Origin of the sequence: Streptomyces sp. NPDC058326 (assembly GCF_042879855.1) — a bacterium.
GTDB lineage: Bacteria > Actinomycetota > Actinomycetes > Streptomycetales > Streptomycetaceae > Streptomyces.
In genome coordinates, this window is the sequence record NZ_JBHVZO010000012.1 from 160,958 (window position 1) to 178,378 (window position 17,421).

At 72.7% G+C, this 17,421-nt stretch carries 13 protein-coding genes and 1 pseudogene; 5 read left to right on the forward strand and 9 right to left on the reverse strand.

Annotation, left to right across the window (positions count from 1 at the left end):
• Nucleotides 1-19: 19 nt before the first annotated feature.
• Genes ACFVYX_RS22570 through ACFVYX_RS22580 form a run of 3 tightly spaced genes read right to left on the reverse strand, consistent with a single transcriptional unit; the run spans nucleotide 20 to nucleotide 3,464 of the window.
• Nucleotides 20-1,561 carry a VWA domain-containing protein gene (locus tag ACFVYX_RS22570; protein ID WP_389683211.1) on the reverse strand — a complete coding sequence of 514 codons (1,542 nt, stop codon included), beginning with the start codon at nucleotides 1,559-1,561 and terminating at the stop codon, nucleotides 20-22.
• A complete protein-coding gene (locus tag ACFVYX_RS22575; protein ID WP_389683212.1) occupies nucleotides 1,558-2,961 on the reverse strand; it encodes a hypothetical protein in 1,404 nt (467 codons plus the stop codon). The genes ACFVYX_RS22570 and ACFVYX_RS22575 overlap by 4 nt, the downstream gene beginning before the upstream one ends.
• Nucleotides 2,961-3,464 (reverse strand): hypothetical protein, encoded by a 504-nt coding sequence (locus ACFVYX_RS22580; protein ID WP_389683213.1) that lies wholly within the window; start codon nucleotides 3,462-3,464, stop codon nucleotides 2,961-2,963. Before ACFVYX_RS22580 ends, ACFVYX_RS22575 begins: the two co-directional genes overlap by 1 nt.
• Nucleotides 3,465-3,715: 251 nt before the next feature.
• On the opposite strand from ACFVYX_RS22580, the gene ACFVYX_RS22585 reads away from it, so the two are divergent.
• Nucleotides 3,716-6,100: a SpoIIE family protein phosphatase gene (locus ACFVYX_RS22585; RefSeq protein ID WP_389683214.1), complete on the forward strand. Its 2,385-nt coding sequence runs from the start codon at nucleotides 3,716-3,718 to the stop codon at nucleotides 6,098-6,100.
• Between the two features lie 53 nt (nucleotides 6,101-6,153).
• Here ACFVYX_RS22585 and ACFVYX_RS22590 read toward each other — a convergent pair whose 3' ends face one another.
• Nucleotides 6,154-7,323 (reverse strand): GNAT family N-acetyltransferase, encoded by a 1,170-nt coding sequence (locus ACFVYX_RS22590; protein WP_389683215.1) that lies wholly within the window; start codon nucleotides 7,321-7,323, stop codon nucleotides 6,154-6,156.
• A 552-nt stretch (nucleotides 7,324-7,875) separates the two neighbouring features.
• On the opposite strand from ACFVYX_RS22590, the gene ACFVYX_RS22595 reads away from it, so the two are divergent.
• The gene (locus ACFVYX_RS22595; RefSeq protein ID WP_389683216.1) at nucleotides 7,876-9,069 is read left to right on the forward strand and encodes an MFS transporter; all 1,194 of its coding nucleotides are present in this window, start codon (nucleotides 7,876-7,878) and stop codon (nucleotides 9,067-9,069) included.
• A 35-nt stretch (nucleotides 9,070-9,104) separates the two neighbouring features.
• Complete coding sequence (locus ACFVYX_RS22600; protein ID WP_389683217.1) at nucleotides 9,105-9,527, forward strand: heme-binding protein; 423 nt, start codon at nucleotides 9,105-9,107, stop codon at nucleotides 9,525-9,527.
• A gap of 19 nt (nucleotides 9,528-9,546) precedes the next feature.
• On the opposite strand, the pseudogene ACFVYX_RS22605 reads toward ACFVYX_RS22600, so the two are convergent.
• The 5 genes and pseudogenes from ACFVYX_RS22605 to ACFVYX_RS22625 all read right to left on the reverse strand — a co-directional run.
• Nucleotides 9,547-9,786: pseudogene (locus tag ACFVYX_RS22605) on the reverse strand (alpha-hydroxy-acid oxidizing protein); the annotation flags it as partial.
• A gap of 110 nt (nucleotides 9,787-9,896) precedes the next feature.
• Nucleotides 9,897-11,006: a hypothetical protein gene (locus tag ACFVYX_RS22610; protein WP_389683218.1), complete on the reverse strand. Its 1,110-nt coding sequence runs from the start codon at nucleotides 11,004-11,006 to the stop codon at nucleotides 9,897-9,899.
• A 111-nt stretch (nucleotides 11,007-11,117) separates the two neighbouring features.
• Nucleotides 11,118-13,187, reverse strand: a complete 2,070-nt coding sequence (locus tag ACFVYX_RS22615; RefSeq protein ID WP_389683219.1) for a pectinesterase family protein — start codon at nucleotides 13,185-13,187, stop codon at nucleotides 11,118-11,120.
• A gap of 100 nt (nucleotides 13,188-13,287) precedes the next feature.
• Nucleotides 13,288-14,079 (reverse strand): NPP1 family protein, encoded by a 792-nt coding sequence (locus ACFVYX_RS22620; RefSeq protein ID WP_389683220.1) that lies wholly within the window; start codon nucleotides 14,077-14,079, stop codon nucleotides 13,288-13,290.
• A 59-nt stretch (nucleotides 14,080-14,138) separates the two neighbouring features.
• Nucleotides 14,139-14,696 (reverse strand): TetR/AcrR family transcriptional regulator, encoded by a 558-nt coding sequence (locus ACFVYX_RS22625; RefSeq protein ID WP_389683221.1) that lies wholly within the window; start codon nucleotides 14,694-14,696, stop codon nucleotides 14,139-14,141.
• Nucleotides 14,697-14,835: 139 nt separating this feature from the next.
• On the opposite strand from ACFVYX_RS22625, the gene ACFVYX_RS22630 reads away from it, so the two are divergent.
• On the forward strand, nucleotides 14,836-16,044 hold the full coding sequence (locus ACFVYX_RS22630) for an FAD-dependent monooxygenase (protein ID WP_389683222.1): 1,209 nt from the start codon (nucleotides 14,836-14,838) through the stop codon (nucleotides 16,042-16,044).
• 88 nt (nucleotides 16,045-16,132) lie between these two features.
• Nucleotides 16,133-17,335, forward strand: coding sequence for a macrolide-inactivating glycosyltransferase (gene mgt / locus ACFVYX_RS22635; RefSeq protein ID WP_389683223.1), 1,203 nt, complete (start codon nucleotides 16,133-16,135; stop codon nucleotides 17,333-17,335).
• Nucleotides 17,336-17,421 lie beyond the last annotated feature (86 nt).

Here is a 17,421-nt window from a genome sequence, read left to right on the forward strand (position 1 = left end):
GAGGGCCTTTCTGGGCTTCTCAGGTGAGGAAGGTCTTGAGTTCGTGCACGAGCTTGTTGATGTGGCCGGAGACCACCGGGGTGCCGAGGGCCTTGAACCGCTCCCGGAACCAGGGGTTGACCTCCTGCCGTCCCGAGCTGGTCACCGAGCCGACGGGGATGAACCGCACGCCGGAGCGGTGGACCGCCTCGATGCCCTCGAACAGCGGCTGGGAGCGGTCGAACTCGTAGAAGTCGGAGATCCACACCATGACGGTGTTCCTGGGTTCGGTGATCTTCGGCCGGGCCATCGCCATGGCCACCGGTCCGTCGTTGCCGCCGCCGAGGTTGGTGCGCAGGAGGACGTCGAACGGGTCGTGCACCCAGGGGGTGAGGTCGATGGCCCTCGTGTCGTATGCGATGAGGTGGACGTCGACCTTCGGCAGTCCGGCGAAGATCGAGGCGAGGATGGTGCAGTTGACCATGGAGTCGACCATGGAGCCCGACTGGTCCACGACGACGATCAGCCGCTGGGGCGTGGTGCGGCGGACGGTCTGCCGGTAGTAGAGGCGGTCGACGTAGAGCCGCTCCTCCTCCGGGCTCCAGTTGGTGAGGTTCTTCCAGATGGTGCGGTCGAGGTCCAGGTTGCGGAAGACGCGCTTGGGCGGGACCGAGCGGTCGAGCTCTCCGACGGTGGCCTTCTCGACCTGGGTGCGGAGCACCTGGGCGACCTCGTCGACGTAACGCCGGATGAGCGACTTCGCGTTGGCGAGGGCGATGCCGGACAGGTTGCCCTTGTCGCGGAGCAGTTGTTCGATCAGCGACATGCTGGGGGTGAGCCTGGCGGCGAGCGCGGGGTCGGCCAGTACCTCGCGCAGGTGCATACGGCGGACGAGGTCGGCCTCGACGGTGCCGAGTTCGGAGCCGAGGCCGCCGGCCTCGACGGCCGCTCCGGCGCCCTGGCCACCGCGCAGGCCGCCGGGCGGGCAGCCGAACGCCCGCTCGAGCCAGCCGGCGTCCGACTGCCAGCGGGCCAGCTGACCGGCGGAGACCGTTCCCGATCCGGTGGAGAAGACGTTGAGCAGCAGTTTCGACGCGAGCGCGGCGCGCCGTACCTCCGCAGCCCGGTCGCGCGCGCCCTCGGGCCCGGGCTCCGGTGTCATCAGGCCGTCGAACTCGTCGGCCAGCTCCGGATGGCGCTGCACGACGGACTCGACGGAGGCGCCGGGGTCGAGCAGGGCCGACGGGAGACCGATGTCCTCGACGACGGCGAGGCTCGCCGACTCCAGGGCGGCCTGCTCCTCGGGGTCGAAGAGGCGGGCGAGAAGCCGCCAGTAGAGGACCTGGCGCCGGTTGTCGTCGGCGTCCGGGCCGCTCGTGGCCGGGGCGGTCGGGCCGCTGACGGCCGGGGCCGTCGGCGCGCCTGCGGGCAGGGCTGTCGGGGCCGGGCCGTTCGTGGCCGGGGCCGTCGGGGCACCTGCGGGCAGGCCGGTCGGGCCGCCTGTGGCCGGGGCGGTCGGGCCGGGAGGCGGCACGGGAGCGGCTGACAGGGCCCGGTCGGCCGGGGGCGTCGTGTCGGTCATGCGCGCAGCAGCTTTCCGGCACGTTCCCGCAGGACGGTGACGGCGTCCGTGGCGGCCTTCTCCGCCCGTACGCCGAGCTTGTCGGTGGTGCCTCCGGCCCACTCGCCCGCGTGGACGGCGACGGTCTTCTTCCGGACGGTCGTCTCGACGGCGAGCGGCTGCAGGACGAACTCCCCCGCGTCCCAGCGGAGCAGTCCCAGGCAGGCGCTGGAGGCGGCGACCGCCTCGGGGGTGAGCGGGCTCGCGGCCGGGACGCGGTCCGTGTCGACGGCGAGCCGGTGCCCGGCCACGGTGAACGTCAGCGTCCCGTCGTCCTGCCGGTCCGCCGCGTAGCCCTCGACGAGCACGGGGACGGCGATCCCGGCGGGATGGCGGTCCAGCGGTGCGGTCACCGGGTCGGTGGCCGTGGACAGGATCACCCGGGCGGTGGCGAAGGGGTCGGCCGGCTGCCCGGTGCGGGCCCGCTCGTCGTCCCAGTCGAGGTCGCCTTCGGCGGTGACGGGCATGGCGTCGAGCTCCACGGCGCGGCCCTCCCCCGCCGCGCCGAGCAGGGACATCCGGGGCCGGAGGAGCTGCCACAGGCCCGCGCCGACGACGGTGTCGGGCTTGGGTGCGGACACCGCCGCCCGGACCAGGCGCGGCGCCGTCCCGTCGGCGGGTTCGAGCACCGCGTGGACCTGCGCCTGCACGGCGGTGGCGTGCTCCTGTACGTCCACGCCCAGGGGGAGCAGGCGGCCGGTCGCGGTGGACAGTGCGGGGGCGGGGGCGGCACCCGGCAGGGTCAGGAGCAGCGCGCGCGTCCAGAGGTCGGCCCAGCGGCGCACCGGGACCCGGTCCAGGGCAGCCCCCGGGCAGGAGGCCGCGAGTTCGGCCGCGAAGCCGTCGAGGAGGGTCGCCTGGCGGCGCAGCCGGGGGTCCGGCAGCATCGCTGAGATCACGGGTGCGGCGCCGGCGATCAGGTCGTGGTCGATGCCCTGCCAGCCCGTGCGGGCGAGGTCGCACAGCCAGGCGCGGGCGGCGGCCAGCACGTTCGCTCCGGGGGCGTCCGCGTCGCCGCCGTCGCGGTCGGGGGTGGTCCGCTCGGCGCGCGGCCTGCCGGTGACGTCCGCGACGCGGTCCGTCAGCGCGTCGTGCGCGGCGCCCATGAGCGCGGTGCGGGCGGCCGCGAGGGCGATGAGGTGCTCCTCGCCGGCGGCGCCCGCCGCGGCCTTGTCGGCGGCCTCGGCGACCCGCGAGGCGAGCGGTGTCCCGGCGACGGAGTGCGCGAGCGCCGTGAGGCCGGCGGCCTGGGCGGGCTGCGGCCGGAGCAGTCCGGTGACGAGCGTCTGGTCGAAGGCGTCGACGGCGGACAGCGCCTCGTCGAGCCCGTCGACGGGGTCGGTGAGCAGGTCGGTGCGCATCAGGCGGCCGTCCTCGTGGGCGGGAACCACTGCATCTCGGGCAGGGGCGCGGTGGTCGGTTCCAGTTCGAGGTAGGCGAGGTGCCGGAGGAACCTGCTGAACACCGGGGCGGCCGCCGAGGTGTCTCCCTGCTCGGGGCGCGTGGCGGTCATCGCCGTGACCAGCCGGGGGGCGTCCGGGGCCCCGTCCGGGGTGTCGGCCTTCAGGTAGCGGGCGACGCGCTCGGCCCCGTACTGCAGGACCGCTTCCCCGACGAGGGCGCGGATGTGGTTGCAGAACGTGCCGCGCGCTCCGCCGCAGGGGCGGTTGTTGTTGGTGCTGCACGCGAACGCGTACGTACCCGTCGCGATCGAGGACACGTACACGCGTCCTGCGTCGGACCCACTGGACACGACGCCCTGCAGCCGTCCGTCGGCCAGCTCGACGAAGGGCACCTTGGCGAGTTTCCGCGGTCGCGCGGGTGGGACCACCCGCGCCGTACTCGACCTCTCCCAGACCGGCAACGTACCTCTCCCATGCACGTCGAAGGGATGCTCTCGCCGTCGCGGCGGAACAAGATCGAACCTATCCCCGCCCACTGACAACGGCTCCGGCCACCGGGCCAGGGCCGGCGTGACGGCGAGGCCGGCCCCGGCCGGGCGGTGGGGGAAGGCTCGGGCCGGTCCCGCCGGCGGCCGCCTCCGGCGTGCCTCGTCGCGGGGTCCGGCGCATGCTGGCAGAAGAGCGGGAATCCACCTGGCGACAAGGGGACCGCGTGGGACCGAGCGACGACAGGGAGCAGCGCCCCGACGCCCCTCCTCGGGTCTTGTCCGCCCTGGAGAGCGTCGCGACCGCGATGCTCGACGAGCACGGCCGCGTCACGTGGTGGTCGCGGACCGCGCAGCGGCTGCTCGGATGGACCGGCGAGGAGATGGCGGGGCAGCAGGCGTCGCGGCTTCTGGTGGAGCCCGGGAATTCGGGGTACCGCAGTGCCAGTACCGTCCCGCGCCGCGCGCGGCTTCTGCACCGTTCGGGGCGGCCTGTGGAGGCGGACCTGCTGGTCGCGGAAGCGGACGGCGCGGCGGAACGGCTGGTCCTGGTGCTGCCGCCCGGCGGGCCCGGCAGGGCGGACCAGGACGCGGACGTGGCGCGGGCGCTCCTGGCCCAGGACGGCATCGGTGTCGCCCAGTTCGACATGGATCTGCGGCTCGTGCGGACGAACACGACCCTGGAGGCGCTCCGCCCGGAAGGCGTCGGGGACGACTGGCTGTGCGGGCTCAGGGCCCGCGACGGCAGCGGTGACGCCCGGGCGGCATTCGAGCTGGTCGCGGCCACGGGAACGTCCGTCGCCTCACGCGTGTACGACCTGGACCGGTCCGGCGGTGGGGCGGCTCTGGCGCTGTCGTGCTTCCGTATCGACGACGCCCTCGGCATGCCGGTGGGCGTCATGGTGGAGGCGGCCAGGGTCGCGGACGCGGGATCGCCGCGCCGCCACGCCGACGCGTACCGCCAGGCCTTCGAGGTCGGGGAGTCGCTCGACGTGGTCCAGGTGGCCGAGGACCTCACGTCGATCCTGGTGCCGGCCCTCGGTGACCACGCGATGGTCGACTATCCCGACGCCGTCCTGCAGGGCCGCGATCCGTCGCCCGGACAGCCCGGACAGTCCGTACAGGAGGCCTCCGCCACACGCCGGGTGGCGGTGAGGTCGGCGGACGGCGACTGGCCGGCGCCCCTGATCCAGGTGGGCGAGCCCGTCCCGCCCGTCGCGGAGACGCCGGAGATCGCCGCCAGGCACGTCGGCGGGGTGCTGGTCGCCGACGGGGAGCTCTCCCGGCGGATCCTCGGCCATGATCCCGCGCTGATCCGCAGGTTCCTGCCCGAGGGCACCCACGCCTCACTCGGCTGCCCGCTCCATCGCGGGGGCCGGTTCTTCGGGTACGCCTCGGTCTGCCGCACGGGTACCGCCGCGTCCTTCGACGAGGCCGACATCAAGCTGATGCGGGACCTGTGCGCCCGCACCGCGACGGCCATCGACAACGCCTTCCGCTTCGCCCGGGAGCACCAGACGGCCGTGGTGCTGCAGCGGAGCCTGCTTCCCCCGGCGGCGACGAGCAGCACGGCGGCGGAGACCGCAGGCGTGTACCTGCCCGCGGGCGGCGCGGTCAGTGTCGGGGGCGACTGGTTCGACGCGTTCGACCTGTCCTCGCTGCGGGTCGGGCTGGTCGTCGGTGATGTCGTGGGGCACGGGCTTGAGGCGGCCGCCACCATGGCACGTCTGCGTACGGCCGTGCAGACGCTCGCCGACCTGGACCTGCCTCCCGACGAACTGCTGACCCGGCTCGACGATCTGGTGCGGCGGATGCAGCGGGAGGCGAACGAGCCCGACAGTGTGGGCGGCTCCTGCCTTTTCGCCGTCTACGACCCTGTCAGCCGTACGTGCCACATGGCCTCCGCGGGCCACCCGCCGCCGGCTCTGGTGACGCCCGAGGGTGACGTCGGCTTCGTACCCGTCACTCCCGGTCCGCTCCTCGGGGTCGGCGACAATCCCTTCGAGGTCACGAGTGTGACACTGCCGCCGGGGAGCACCCTCGTGCTCTACACGGACGGTCTGCTCGGGCGTGACGTCCTCCACGGGCCGGAACAGTTGAAGGCGGTCCTGGCCGGTCTGTCACCGGCCGAGGGCACCCTGGAGGCCCTGGGCAGCGCCCTGCTGGCGCGGACACCGCACGCGGAGCACCCGACCGACGACATCACGGTCCTGCTCGCCCGTACCCATGCCGTGTCGGAGGAGTCCACGGCGAGGTGGGAGTACCCGGCGGATCCCGCCGCCGTTCAGGACGCGCGCGCCCATGTCAACGCCCAGTTGGTGGCGTGGGGGCTGGACGAGCTGCTGTTCAGCACCGAGCTCATCGTGAGCGAGCTCATCACCAACTCCATCCGGTACGCCGGCGGCCCGGTCGTCCTGCGGCTGATCCGCGACCGGGTGCTCGTGTGCGAGGTCTCGGACCCGAGCAGCACGCAGCCCCGGCTGCGCCGCGCCCTCACCACGGACGAGGGCGGCAGGGGTCTCTTCCTCGTCGCGCAGCTGACCACTCGCTGGGGCAGTCGCTACACGGAGCGTGGGAAGACGATCTGGACGGAACAGCAGCTCATGGGCTGAGACCACGAGCCCGACCGGCACCGTCCGGCCGGACTCGGTCATCGGCACCGCCCTCAGGAGGGGTCACCCGCGGAATGACGCTCCCCCGACGACTCGTTCAGATCGCGGATGTACCAGTCGAACCGGGTTCCGTCCGCATCCGGAATCCGCGCGGTGCGGGTGAAGCCCGACCGGTGGGCAACCGCAGCCGACGCGGGGTTCTCCGGATCCACTTGGATCACCGCTTGAGTCGCTCCTTGTGCTGTCGCGTACTGGCATACGAGGTGTACCGCGCGTGTGGCCAAGCCCTGGCCGCGCCAGGCCGGGTAGAGCCCGTACGCGATGTTGACCTGCCCGGGGGCGAGGCCCGGCATCTCGAATCTGAGGTCGATCGTGCCGGCCAGCGCGGCCTGATCACCGACGCGTACTCCGAAGGCACGCAGCGGACCGCCAGTGGCCCACTGCTCCATGCACTGACGGAAGTACGCCTCTGTGCCGGCTCGGGTCCCCGGCCCTCCGTTGAGCCGGCGCACCAGCAGTTCGTCCTCGCCCGCCAGGTGCGCGTCAGTGTCGTCCACGTGCAGCGGGGACAGAGTGACGACGCCGTCAGAGACGTTCGTCGAGGCCCCCGCCGGACCCGGCGCCGGGCGCAGGTCCAGCATCATGTCGAGCGACCGGGAACCGTCCGCCTCGGTGAAGAAGCCGACCGGTCGGAAGCCGTTCTTCTCGTAGTAGCGGATGGCGCGAGGGTTGTCGGCGCGGACGCCGCCCCACAGGATGATTCTCGTCCTGCCGAGCAGTCGTGCGACCTCCGTGACGAGCGGGAAGGCGAGCGTCCCGACGCCTCGGCCCTGGTAGTCGTCGGCCAGAGTGGGGCCGAAGCGGCAGTCGGTCGTCCCGGTGAGGCGGATGCCCGCGTCCTGGTAGCGCGCGATGTCCGCGGGAGTCAGAGCGAGGCTGAATTCGAGAAGGCCGACGATCCTCCCGGACGGGACGTCCTCGAGCACCAGCCTGAGCTTGTCGTAGCGCGCGATCGCGTCACACAGCTCCTGGGCGGTCGCGAGGTCGTACCCGCCGAACGTACTGAAGCGCCTCGATTCGGACGACAGGGCGTCGAGGAACTCGGCCAATCGCCCCGTGTCGGCGTGCGTCAGGGGGCGGAGGACGACATCCGAACCGCCATGAGGTTTCAGACGGGTCGTCAGGCGATGGGGATTTTCAGCGATCTCCGTCAGCGTGAGCACCCCAACAGCCCTCTCTCCGCACCGGCTTCGAGGAGGCAACCTACCGGCCCCCGACATTCCGTTCCGTAAGAACGATCGATCCTTGCCGGACGGCACTGTGATCCACAACTCCTGACATTTGCTCGTCAGCGCGTGCGTGGCGTGCACTGAACCAGGCCAGTCGCCGCCGGAGGCGGCCGAAGCGTTGCAGCCCATACCGCGACGTACTCCACCCCTCTCAGCCGGGCGCGTTCCAACTGCTGCGCGACGTCGGCCACGCGGTGTGGCCAGCATCCTCGTCGGCCCCACGGGACGCAACGCCGTTTCTCATCCACGATCCCGGCCGGCCGCTGCTGCGCATCACCGAAGACCGCGCCCTCGGTCCCCCCGTCCTCGGCCGAACCGCCGCCGTCCAGCTTCGCGCGTGGCGACGCGGCCACGCAGCGTGACATCTCACCGAGGTGACCCGCTCCCGACCGAGGCGCGCACTCCGCGCTTGCACTTATAGCGCGTCTGCAATTATTGTGAGAGCACGTAAACAGCCCACTCAAGCAATTACGGAAGGCTGGAGCCATGCCGCTCGCACTCCTCGCCCTGGCAGTCGGGGCCTTCGGGGTAGGAACAACCGAATTCGTCGTCATGGGGCTGCTGCCCGACATCGCCGCCGACTACGGCGTCTCCATCCCCACCGCGGGCCTGCTGGTCACCGGCTACGCGCTCGGTGTCGTCGTCGGCGCGCCGCTGCTGACCGTCCTCGGCAACAAGGTGAGCCGCAAGCACATGCTCATGCTGCTGATGGGCCTGTTCGTGGCCGGCAACGTGTTCTCCGCGCTCGCCCCGAGCTTCGGGATGATGCTGACCGGTCGCGTGATCGCCTCGCTCGCCCACGGCTCCTTCTTCGGCATCGGATCCGTCGTCGCCGCCGGCCTCGTCGCCCCGGACAAGAAGGCCGGCGCCATCGCCACCATGTTCACCGGGCTGACCGTCGCCAACATCGTCGGCGTGCCGCTCGGCACCTTCATCGGGCAGGCGGTCGGCTGGCGCACGACCTTCGCGGTCGTCGCCGCGCTCGGTGTGGTCGGCCTTCTCGGCATCGCCAGGCTCGTGCCCGCCATGCCCCGCCCCGAAGGGACTCACCTGCGCCGGGAGCTGAAGGCGTTCCGCAACCCGCAGGTGCTGCTCGCCATGGCGATGACCGTGCTCGGCTTCGGCGGAGTCTTCGCCGCGATCACCTACATCGCACCGATGATGACCGAGGCAGCGGGCTACTCCGAGGGCGCGGTCACCTGGCTGCTCGTCCTCTTCGGCGTCGGCATGTTCCTCGGCAACCTGCTCGGCGGCCGGTACGCCGACCGTGCCCTGATGCCCCTGCTGTACGCGACCCTCGGCGGGCTCGCGGTCGTCCTCGCGCTGTTCACCGTGGTCGCCCACCACAAGATCCTCGCCGCGATCGCCATCCTCCTCGTCGGGGCGCTCGGCTTCGCCACGGTGCCGCCGCTGCAGAAGCGCGTCCTCGACCAGGCGCACGGCGCGCCGACCCTGGCCTCCGCCGTCAACATCGGCGCGTTCAACCTCGGCAACGCGCTCGCGGCCTGGCTCGGCGGCCTCGTCATCGCCGCCGGCTTCGGCTACACCGCCCCCAACTGGGTCGGCGCCGTCCTCGCCGCCGCCGCTCTCGGCCTCGCCTTCTGGTCCGCGGCGCTGGAGCGCCGGGCCCCCGCGGCCGAAGCCGCGGACGCCGAGGCCCGTACCCCCGTCCACGCCTGACCCCACCACCCCACATCACCCTGAGGAGCAGCACCATGAACACCACCACCGTCACCCCGCTGACGACCGCCGAGGCCGAGGCCCTGGTCGCCACCGCCCGCCGCGCCGCCGAACTGGCGGGGGCGACCGTCAGCGTCACCGTGCTCGACGCCGGCGGGCACCTGCTCGCCTTCCGTCGCGACGACCGGGCGGTGCTGATCTCCGGAGAGACCAGCACCCGCAAGGCGTACACCGCCCTCCAGCTCAACGCCCCCACGGCCGATCTGGTCGACCTGGTCAAGCCCGACGGCCCGTTCCACTCGCTCCCCACCGCCCTCGACCGGCCGCTGCTCTTCATCGCCGGCGGTCTGCCGGTCCACCGCTCCGGCCGGCTCATCGGTGCCATCGGCGTCGGCGGCGGCGCCCCGGAGCAGGACCACTCCTTCGCCGCCGCCGCGGTCGAGGAGCTGGCCCGATGAGCCGGGCCGGGGCCGTTCCTCAGACCCGCAGACGGCGCGGGGCGCCGTCGGCCCGGAGGTCGGCGAGGGCCGAGTAGCCGTCGACGGCCATGATCAGGTCGGCCGCGGCGAGGATCGAACGCAGGACGTGGACGACGCCGTCCGTACCGCCGAGGGCGAGCCCGTACGCGTACGGCCGGCCGACGCCCACCGCCGTGGCCCCGAGGGCGAGGGCCTTGACGGCATCGGCGCCGGTGCGGACGCCGGAGTCGAAGAAGGGGGAGGGTCGTCCCCTCCGGTTCCTGTCGGCTTCCTCGGCGCGCGCTCGTCGCCCCATCGTGCCCGCCGCGCGCGCGTGACCATGCCGTCGGCACGGCGGGCCGGCGGCCGTCAGGAACGTGTCGCGGTGCTGCACCCGCCGTCGGCGGTCCCCGTTCCCCCGGCGATCGGCGTACTGCGGTCGTACGGGTCGACGGTGGCGCCGTCGGTCGTGCCGGTGCCCGACCGGTCGGTGCCGAACTGCGGGGCGAAGTAGCCGGTGTGGTTGTCGCAGCCGCCGTTGGTCATGTCGACCTTGTACGAGACGAGGGAGAAGGTGCCGGGCTCGGTGATGATCTTCGAGGGGTCGTCCCAGTTCAGCACCACCTCGCGCCGTACGATCGTGCGCACGATCTCGTCGCCGCCGCCCGCCGCGGCCGCCCGCGCGACCGGGTACACGTAGGTGACGTCGGTGGAGACCTGGAGGGCGCCGCGCTCGCCTTCCCGGTAGGTGATCCGGCCCCGGGTCTTGACGACGTCGCCGACCAGGCGCGTGCGGGACGTCTCGAAGCGGCTGAAGAGCAGCAGCGGGTCGTTCTCCTCGCTGGGCGCGCGGAACGCGGCGGCCAGATAGTCCTTGACATCCCGCTGGTGCGGATTGATCAGGGCGATCGCCTTCGTGGGGCGCTCACCGCCCAGCACGGCCGGGTCCAGGCTGGACGCGGCGAGGAAGTCCCGGGTCTGCCGGAGGGCCTTCTCCACCTGTGCGGTGCTCATCCAGCCGGTCGCCCGGGCGGCCGGGACCGTGATCCCGGCCGTTCCGTCCGCCCAGCGGGCCGCGGGCGAGCCCTTGAACGGCTCGTCGAGCGTGGGCTGTCGGGCCGGCTCCACGGGCGGTGCCTGGGTCGGGCGCTCCGCCTCCTGGGCGAGCGGCGGCTGCTGCCGTCCCTCATCGTCGGAGGAGCCGATGAGCTGCCACGGGTCGAGCGCCACCACGAGCAGGCCCGCCGCGGCGAGGAGCCCGACCACGTACCAGCCCTTCCCGCGCCGGGGCCGGGGCGGCGTGTACGTACGCCATCCCTCGGTCCCGGCGGGGGCGTCGCGCAGCCGGTCCGCCACGACGCGGGCGCGCGCCGACGGCTCCTTGGGCGCGTCCGCCACGCCCTCGACCGAGTCGCGCAGGAACTGCTCCCACACGTCGTCCGGCACGGACGAACCGTCCCGTTCCCCACCCGCGTTCACACCGCACCCCTCGCATCACACGTCGATCCGGCCCCTCTCCCCCAGGGCCCCCGCATGATCGCACAGCGGTCCGTGGGCGGTCCCGCCCAGGTCGGGTCCCGGGCGCCACCGTCAGCCCGTGGCCGGGGTCCAGCCGTCGAGCCAGTGCGCGGTGTCCTGCGTGGCGGCCTGAGCGGCCGTCAGGTGGGGGCGGTCCGGGCCGGCCGGGCCGGAGCCGGGGCCGGTGTTGCGGTATTCGGCGAAGCGGTCGGCCTTCCAGGAGAAGCCGCCCATGTCCGTCCAGGGGGTGGGCCGGACTGCGCCGCTGAGGACGCTGTCGCGGACGGTGGTCTGCGGGTCGAGGGTGGCGTCGCCGCCGGCGTGCCAGGGCCTGCCGAGGTGGAACGTTCCCGCTGCGACGTCGCCGTTCACGGTGGAGCGTGTGATGAGGAAGCCCTTGCGGCCGGCCGGGGTGCTCGGTGCCGTCACATAGCCGGCGGACGTGCCGTCCCAGCGCTTCTTGAGGGTGAGGACGGACTTGTCGATCACGGCCGTGGCGCGGCCGAAGACGAAGTCGACGTTGCCGATCACATAGGAGCCGGTGACGTACACCCGGCCGATCCTGTCCTTGGCGGCGGTGTCGAGGAGGAGGGTGTCCTGGTCTCCGGTGACGATGATGCCGTCGAGGACGATCCGGTCGGCGGCGGTGCGCAGGGCGACGGCCTGGTGGCCGTTCAGGTTCCGGTTCGCGGCCTCGTCGAAGTCGTTGGAGATCGTGAGGTTGCGCGCCCGGAAGTCGTCGGCCTCGACGGCGACGGTGGCGCTGCCGCCCGTTCCGTAGGTTCCCGAGCCGTCCGGCTTGGTCATGCCGGAGGCGTGTCCCTCGACGAGGACCGTGTCCTTGCGGCTGCCGCCGGTGCCCTCGATCGTGATGTGGGGCTTGTTCGAGGGGATCTTGACCGTCTCTCGGTAGACGCCCGGGGCGACCCTGATCACGACGCGGGAGGTGTTGCCCGCGGGCACGGCGTCGACGGCCTTCTGCACGCTGGTGAACCGGCCGCTGCCGTCCTTCGCCACGGTCAGGGTGGTGGTGGCGGCAGCGGCAGCGGCCGGAGTGGTGCCGAGGGAGGAGCGGGGGCCCGCGCCGGACTTGAGCAGCGCGGGCACGGCGGCCGTGGGGTCGAGGGTGTACGGGTAGTACGCCTTCGGGTCGAAGGCCGTGCCCCCGCTCTCGTTGCGGCCGGTGGTACCGGAGAAAACGTTGCCCCGCTGGACGAGGGCGGCGGTGGCGTCCTTGATCACCGGGTTGTTCATGCCCTGGAAGACGCTGTTCTCCAGGACCATCCGCGTCCTGCCGCGCGCGTAGTTGCCGTAGGACGAGGTGATGGCCGTGCCCGCGTCGTCCTGGAGCAGGTTGTTGTACAGGTGGGCGTGGGCGACGTTGTCGGTGGACGGGTTGCGCTGTTCGGTCTCGCGGAACCAGTTGTGGTGGATGGTGAGGTCGGCGGTGACGTTGTCGGTCCAGCCGATGCCGAAGGTCTTGTTGTTGTTGCCCAGCCTGTTCCAGGACACGGTGACGTACGTCGTGTCCTTGCGGCTGTCGATGAGGCCGTCGGCCATGTGCCGCAGGTCGTTGTGGTCGATCCACACGTGGTGCGCGCCGTCCATCTGCACGGCGTCGAAGTCGTGTTCCTTGTCGTTCCAGACGCCCTGGTACGCGTCACGGATCGTCAGGTTCCGGATGATCACGTTGTGGACGCCCTGGCCGAGGAAGAAGCCTCCGCCGACGATGTGGCCCGAGGTGCCGGATCCGATGATGGTCTTGTCGGAGGCGACCTTGATCTCCTTGCCCGTGGGGTTCACGGTGATCGTCCCGGCGACGACGATGACGTACGGCTCGGGTGCGGTCGCGTACTTCTCCAGGTCGGCGAGGGTCCTGACGGTGACCGTCCTGCCGTCCCGCCCGCCGTACGTCCCCTTCTGCCCGAGCGCGTCGACCGAGGCGAAGCCGTCGGCGGCGGCACGGGCCCACGCGGGCGCGGGGGTGCCCGCGGCCTTCGCCTCGGGCCGGGTGTCCGCGCCGAACACGCCGAACGCCGTGCCGTACGCCAGGACCCCCGCCGCGGCGAGCGCGGCGGGGACACCGATCACCAGGGCCTTTCCGCGCCTGCGGTGTCTCGCCCTGCCTCGGGTCTCGGTCATGTCGTGGGTCCTTCCGTCCGTGGGGGTGCCCGCCCCGGAAGGGGGCGGGCGGACGGTAGTCGCCGCGGCGGCGGAAAAGGTTGCCGCCGTCCGTGAGGTGTCAGGCGTACGGGTCGAAGGGGATGCCGGCCGGTTTGGCCTTGGCCAGGTGGGCGGCGAAGTTGCCGTCCTTCAGACCGAAGACGGCACTGCCGAAGTCTGCCTGGCTGAGCCTGTCGCGCAGGCCCGCCGGGTAGCCGTTCCAGCCGACCAGGCTCGGGAACTGCCAGGTGCGCTGGTGGTTCTCCGGCGGTTCGTCGTTGGTGTTCGCCGGGCGGAAGCAGTGCGTGCCGATGCCGTCCTTGTGGTAGACGATCTTGGGGTGGGTGCCGTCCCAGCGGATTCGGTCCCGGGCGTTGACGGCGAAGGAGCCGTGGGCGGATGTGGAGACGTACTGCGCCTGGTTGTTCTGCACCCACACGACGACGTGTTCCCAGTCGTGGCGGTGTCCTCCGAGGCCGCTGCCGGCCACCGCCTGGTCCTTCTCGAAGTAGAGGGCATAGAGGATCGCGCACCAGCCGTTGTTGCACGTGGCGCGGGAGTAGCCGTTGGTCTGGGTGAGATCCCAGGAGTCACGGCACTGGCCGTTGAGCGCTCCGGAGGGGTTGAGGCCGCCGTTGACCGTGCCGTCGGGCCCGATCGCGGGCGTGGGGTAGCAGCCGTCGGTGTCGTAGTCGTAGGCCGGCTGGAACGTCTGCTCCAGGCCGTCGGCGTTGGCGGGCAGCGCGGGCGGCGGCGCGGCGTGGGCGCCGGCCGGCAGGGCGATGATCAACGTGAGGGCGCCGGCGAGGGCGAGCGCGCCCCGGCCGGCGTACGCCTGTGTCTTCACTGTGTCCCCTGGGTCGGGCGGCATGATGCGACAGGCGTCATTTTGGCATGCACAGTTCATCTTTGGGGGAACCGTGCGTGAACTCAGCGCATCGCCGCCGCCACCAGCTGCCCGACCTCCTCGGCCGAGACGGCCCCGCCGTTCACCAGGCGGTCGAAGACCAGTCCGTCCACGCAGGTCAGCAGGGTGACGGTACGTTCGCCCGCGTCGGAGAGGCCGCGCGCCGCCAGGAACTCCCGCACGACTCCTCGCGCCGCGTTCTCGCGCGGCACGAGGATCTCCCGCAACTCCGGGTGGTGCACGCTTTCCAGGGCGCACGCGTAGCGCGCGAGGGAGCGGCGGCGCCCGCCCCCGGTCAGCCGCCGCGCGATGAAATCGGCAAGCCCGGCGGCCAGTTCATCGGCGCTCGCGGGCACCGGGGTCCGCTCCCCCTCCTCCCGGAGCTCTCGCTGGTCGCGTTCCACCAGGCGCTGGACGAGCGCGGCGAGCAACGCCTGTCGCGTGCGGTAGTACGCGGACGTCGTACCGGGCGGCAGGCTGGCCGCCCGGTCCACCGCGCGGTGGGTGAGCCCGCGCATGCCGTGGTCGGCGAGGACGTCGATGGCCGTGTCGGCGAGGAGGGTGCGTCGAGTGGCGGACATCCCCCCTTTCTACACCTGTAGAGAGCGGGTGTAGATTCCTCCCCGGGCTTCTACAGATGTAGAAGCCCGGGGCCGGCTACTCCAGCTGCGGAAGAGGCGCCGGACGCGACCGCAGGACGATCGACGGAAGGGGACGGGCATGGGCGGGAACGCCGTGGTGGTCGGGGGCGGGATCGGAGGACTCGCCGCCGCGATCGGACTGCGGGCCGTCGGATGGAAGGTGACGGTCCTGGAACGCGCCGCCGCCCTCGACGATGTCGGCGCCGGGATCTCCCTCCACGCCAACGGGATGCGCGCGCTCGACGTCCTCGGGGTCGGCGAGGCGGTGCGCGCGGAGGCCCGGCCCCAGTACACCGGGGGCACCCGCGTCCCGAGCGGCGGCCGGCTGGCCCGGATGGACGGCGCCGCCCTCGAACGGGCCCTCGGCACGCCGATCGTCGGCATCCCCCGCTCCGCGCTGCACCGCGCCCTGCGGGCGGCCCTGCCCGCCGGGAGCCTCGCCGTCGGGGCCGAGGTCACGTCCGTGGACGTGTCCGATCCGCGCGGGGTGCGGGTCTCCGCCACGAACGGAGGCGAGGAGCGCGTACGGGAAGCGGATCTGGTCGTGGCGGCCGACGGGGTGAACAGCCGGCTCCGCGCCCAGCTGTTCCCCGATCACCCGGGCCCCGTCCACAGCGGCTCCACCGTCGTGCGCGCGATCACGGAGGCCCCCGTCCCCCTGGAGTCCGACTTCGAGCTGACCTGGGGCAGGGGTGCCGAGTTCGGCCACATCGTGTTCCCCGACGGACGCGCCGAGTGGCACGCCGTGTTCAACTCGCCCGCCGGCGTACGCCACGCCGACACGCTCGCCGTGATACGTCGCCGCTTCGAGGGCTGGCACGACCCGATCCCCGCGCTGCTCGACGCGACGGACCCCCGCGCCGTGCTGCACCACGACATCCATGAACTGGTCACTCCCCTGCCGTCCTTCACGGTGGGCCGGGTCGCCCTGCTCGGCGACGCGGCCCACGCCATGACGCCGAACCTCGGCCAGGGCGCCTGTCAGGCGCTGGAGGACGCGGTGACGCTGGCCGCCGCGCTCGCGCCCGCCGCCACCTCCGCCGATTCCGCCGCCGGGGTTCGTACAGCGTCCGGGATCGACGCGGCGCTCGCGCGGTACGACGCCGAGCGGCGGCCCCGCAGCCAGGCCGTCGCCCGCGCCGCCCGCCGGGCCGGCCGGATGGGCCAGCAGCTCTCCCACCCGGTCGCCGTCTTCGTACGCGACACCCTGCTCCGGGCGGCCCCGTCGGGGGCCGCGCTGCGCGCGATCCTGCGGCACGCCGACTGGACTCCCCCGCGCTTGGGCTGACCCGTACGAGCGGACAGCAGGCCATGGGAACGGCACCGACCGGCGAAATAGATAGACGATACGTTTCGTCTCGCTTAGAGTTGCCGTCATGACCACCACCGCGTCCCCCGCGCACATCGCCATGTTCTCCATCGCCGCCCACGGCCACGTGAACCCCAGCCTGGAGGTCATCCGCGAACTCGTCGCCCGTGGCCACCGCGTCAGCTACGCCGTCCCCGCGTCCTTCGCCGACAAGGTCGCGGCGACCGGGGCCACGCCTGTCGTCTACACCTCGACCCTCCCGACCGACGACGATCCCGACGCCTGGGGCACGGAGCTGATCGACAACATCGAACCGTTCCTCGACGACGCCGTGCAGGCCCTGCCCCAGCTCGCCGCGGCCTTCGACGAGGACCGGCCGGACCTCGTGCTCCACGACATCACCGCGTACCCGGCCCCCGTCCTCGCCCACACCTGGGGCGTCCCCGCCCTCTCACTCTGGCCGAACCTCGTGCCGTGGGAGGGGTACGAGGAGGAGGTCGCCGAGCCGATGTTCGCCGAGCTCAAGGCCTCACCGCGCGGCAAGGCGTACTACGCCCGGTTCGAGTCCTGGCTCGCCGAGCACGGCGTCGACACCCACCCCGACCGGCTCATCGCGCGCCCGCGCCGTGCGCTCGTGCTCATCCCGAAGGCACTCCAGCCGCACGCCGACCGGGTCGACGAGTCCGTCTACACCTTCGTCGGCGCCTGCCAGGGCGAGCGCGCCGAGCAGGGCGCGTGGCAGCGGCCGGCGGACGCGGAGAAGGTGGTCCTGGTCTCACTCGGCTCCGCCTTCACCAAGCTGCCCGGCTTCTACCGGGACTGTGTCGAGGCCTTCGCCGGGCTCCCCGGCTGGCACGTCGTCCTGCAGATCGGGAAGTTCGTCGACGCGGCCGAGCTCGGCGTCCTGCCCGCGAACGTCGAAGTGCATTCCTGGGTCCCCCAGTTGGCGATCCTGCGGCAGGCCGACGCGTTCGTGACCCACGCGGGCGCCGGCGGCAGCCAGGAGGGCCTGGCCACCGCCACCCCGATGGTGGCCGTACCGCAGGCCGTCGACCAGTTCGGGAACGCCGACATGCTCCAGTCCCTGGGGGTGGCGCGGCACCTGCCGATGGAGGAGGTCACCCCCGAGCGGCTGCGGGAGGACATGCTGGCCCTGGTCGGCGACCCGGAGGTGGCCCGCCGCGCACGGGAGATCCAGGAGTCGATGGCCCGCGAGGGCGGAACGCACCGGGCCGCCGACCTGATCGAGGCCGAACTCGCCGGATCCTGACCGCCATCGCGGCCCGCCCCCGCTCTCGTGGGCGCAAGGCCGCACGGAGCGGGAGACGGGCAGCGGCAGCGGGCTCGGGCCACGGG

Coding starts and splice junctions, on each gene's coding strand:
- ACFVYX_RS22570 (WP_389683211.1), bottom strand. CDS start 1,561: ATGACCGACACGACGCCCCCGGCCGACCGGGCCCTGTCAGCCGCTCCC.
- ACFVYX_RS22575 (WP_389683212.1), bottom strand. CDS start 2,961: ATGCGCACCGACCTGCTCACCGACCCCGTCGACGGGCTCGACGAGGCG.
- ACFVYX_RS22595 (WP_389683216.1), top strand. CDS start 7,876: ATGCCGCTCGCACTCCTCGCCCTGGCAGTCGGGGCCTTCGGGGTAGGA.
- ACFVYX_RS22600 (WP_389683217.1), top strand. CDS start 9,105: ATGAACACCACCACCGTCACCCCGCTGACGACCGCCGAGGCCGAGGCC.
- ACFVYX_RS22615 (WP_389683219.1), bottom strand. CDS start 13,187: ATGACCGAGACCCGAGGCAGGGCGAGACACCGCAGGCGCGGAAAGGCC.
- ACFVYX_RS22620 (WP_389683220.1), bottom strand. CDS start 14,079: ATGCCGCCCGACCCAGGGGACACAGTGAAGACACAGGCGTACGCCGGC.
- ACFVYX_RS22625 (WP_389683221.1), bottom strand. CDS start 14,696: ATGTCCGCCACTCGACGCACCCTCCTCGCCGACACGGCCATCGACGTC.
- ACFVYX_RS22630 (WP_389683222.1), top strand. CDS start 14,836: ATGGGCGGGAACGCCGTGGTGGTCGGGGGCGGGATCGGAGGACTCGCC.
- mgt (WP_389683223.1), top strand. CDS start 16,133: ATGACCACCACCGCGTCCCCCGCGCACATCGCCATGTTCTCCATCGCC.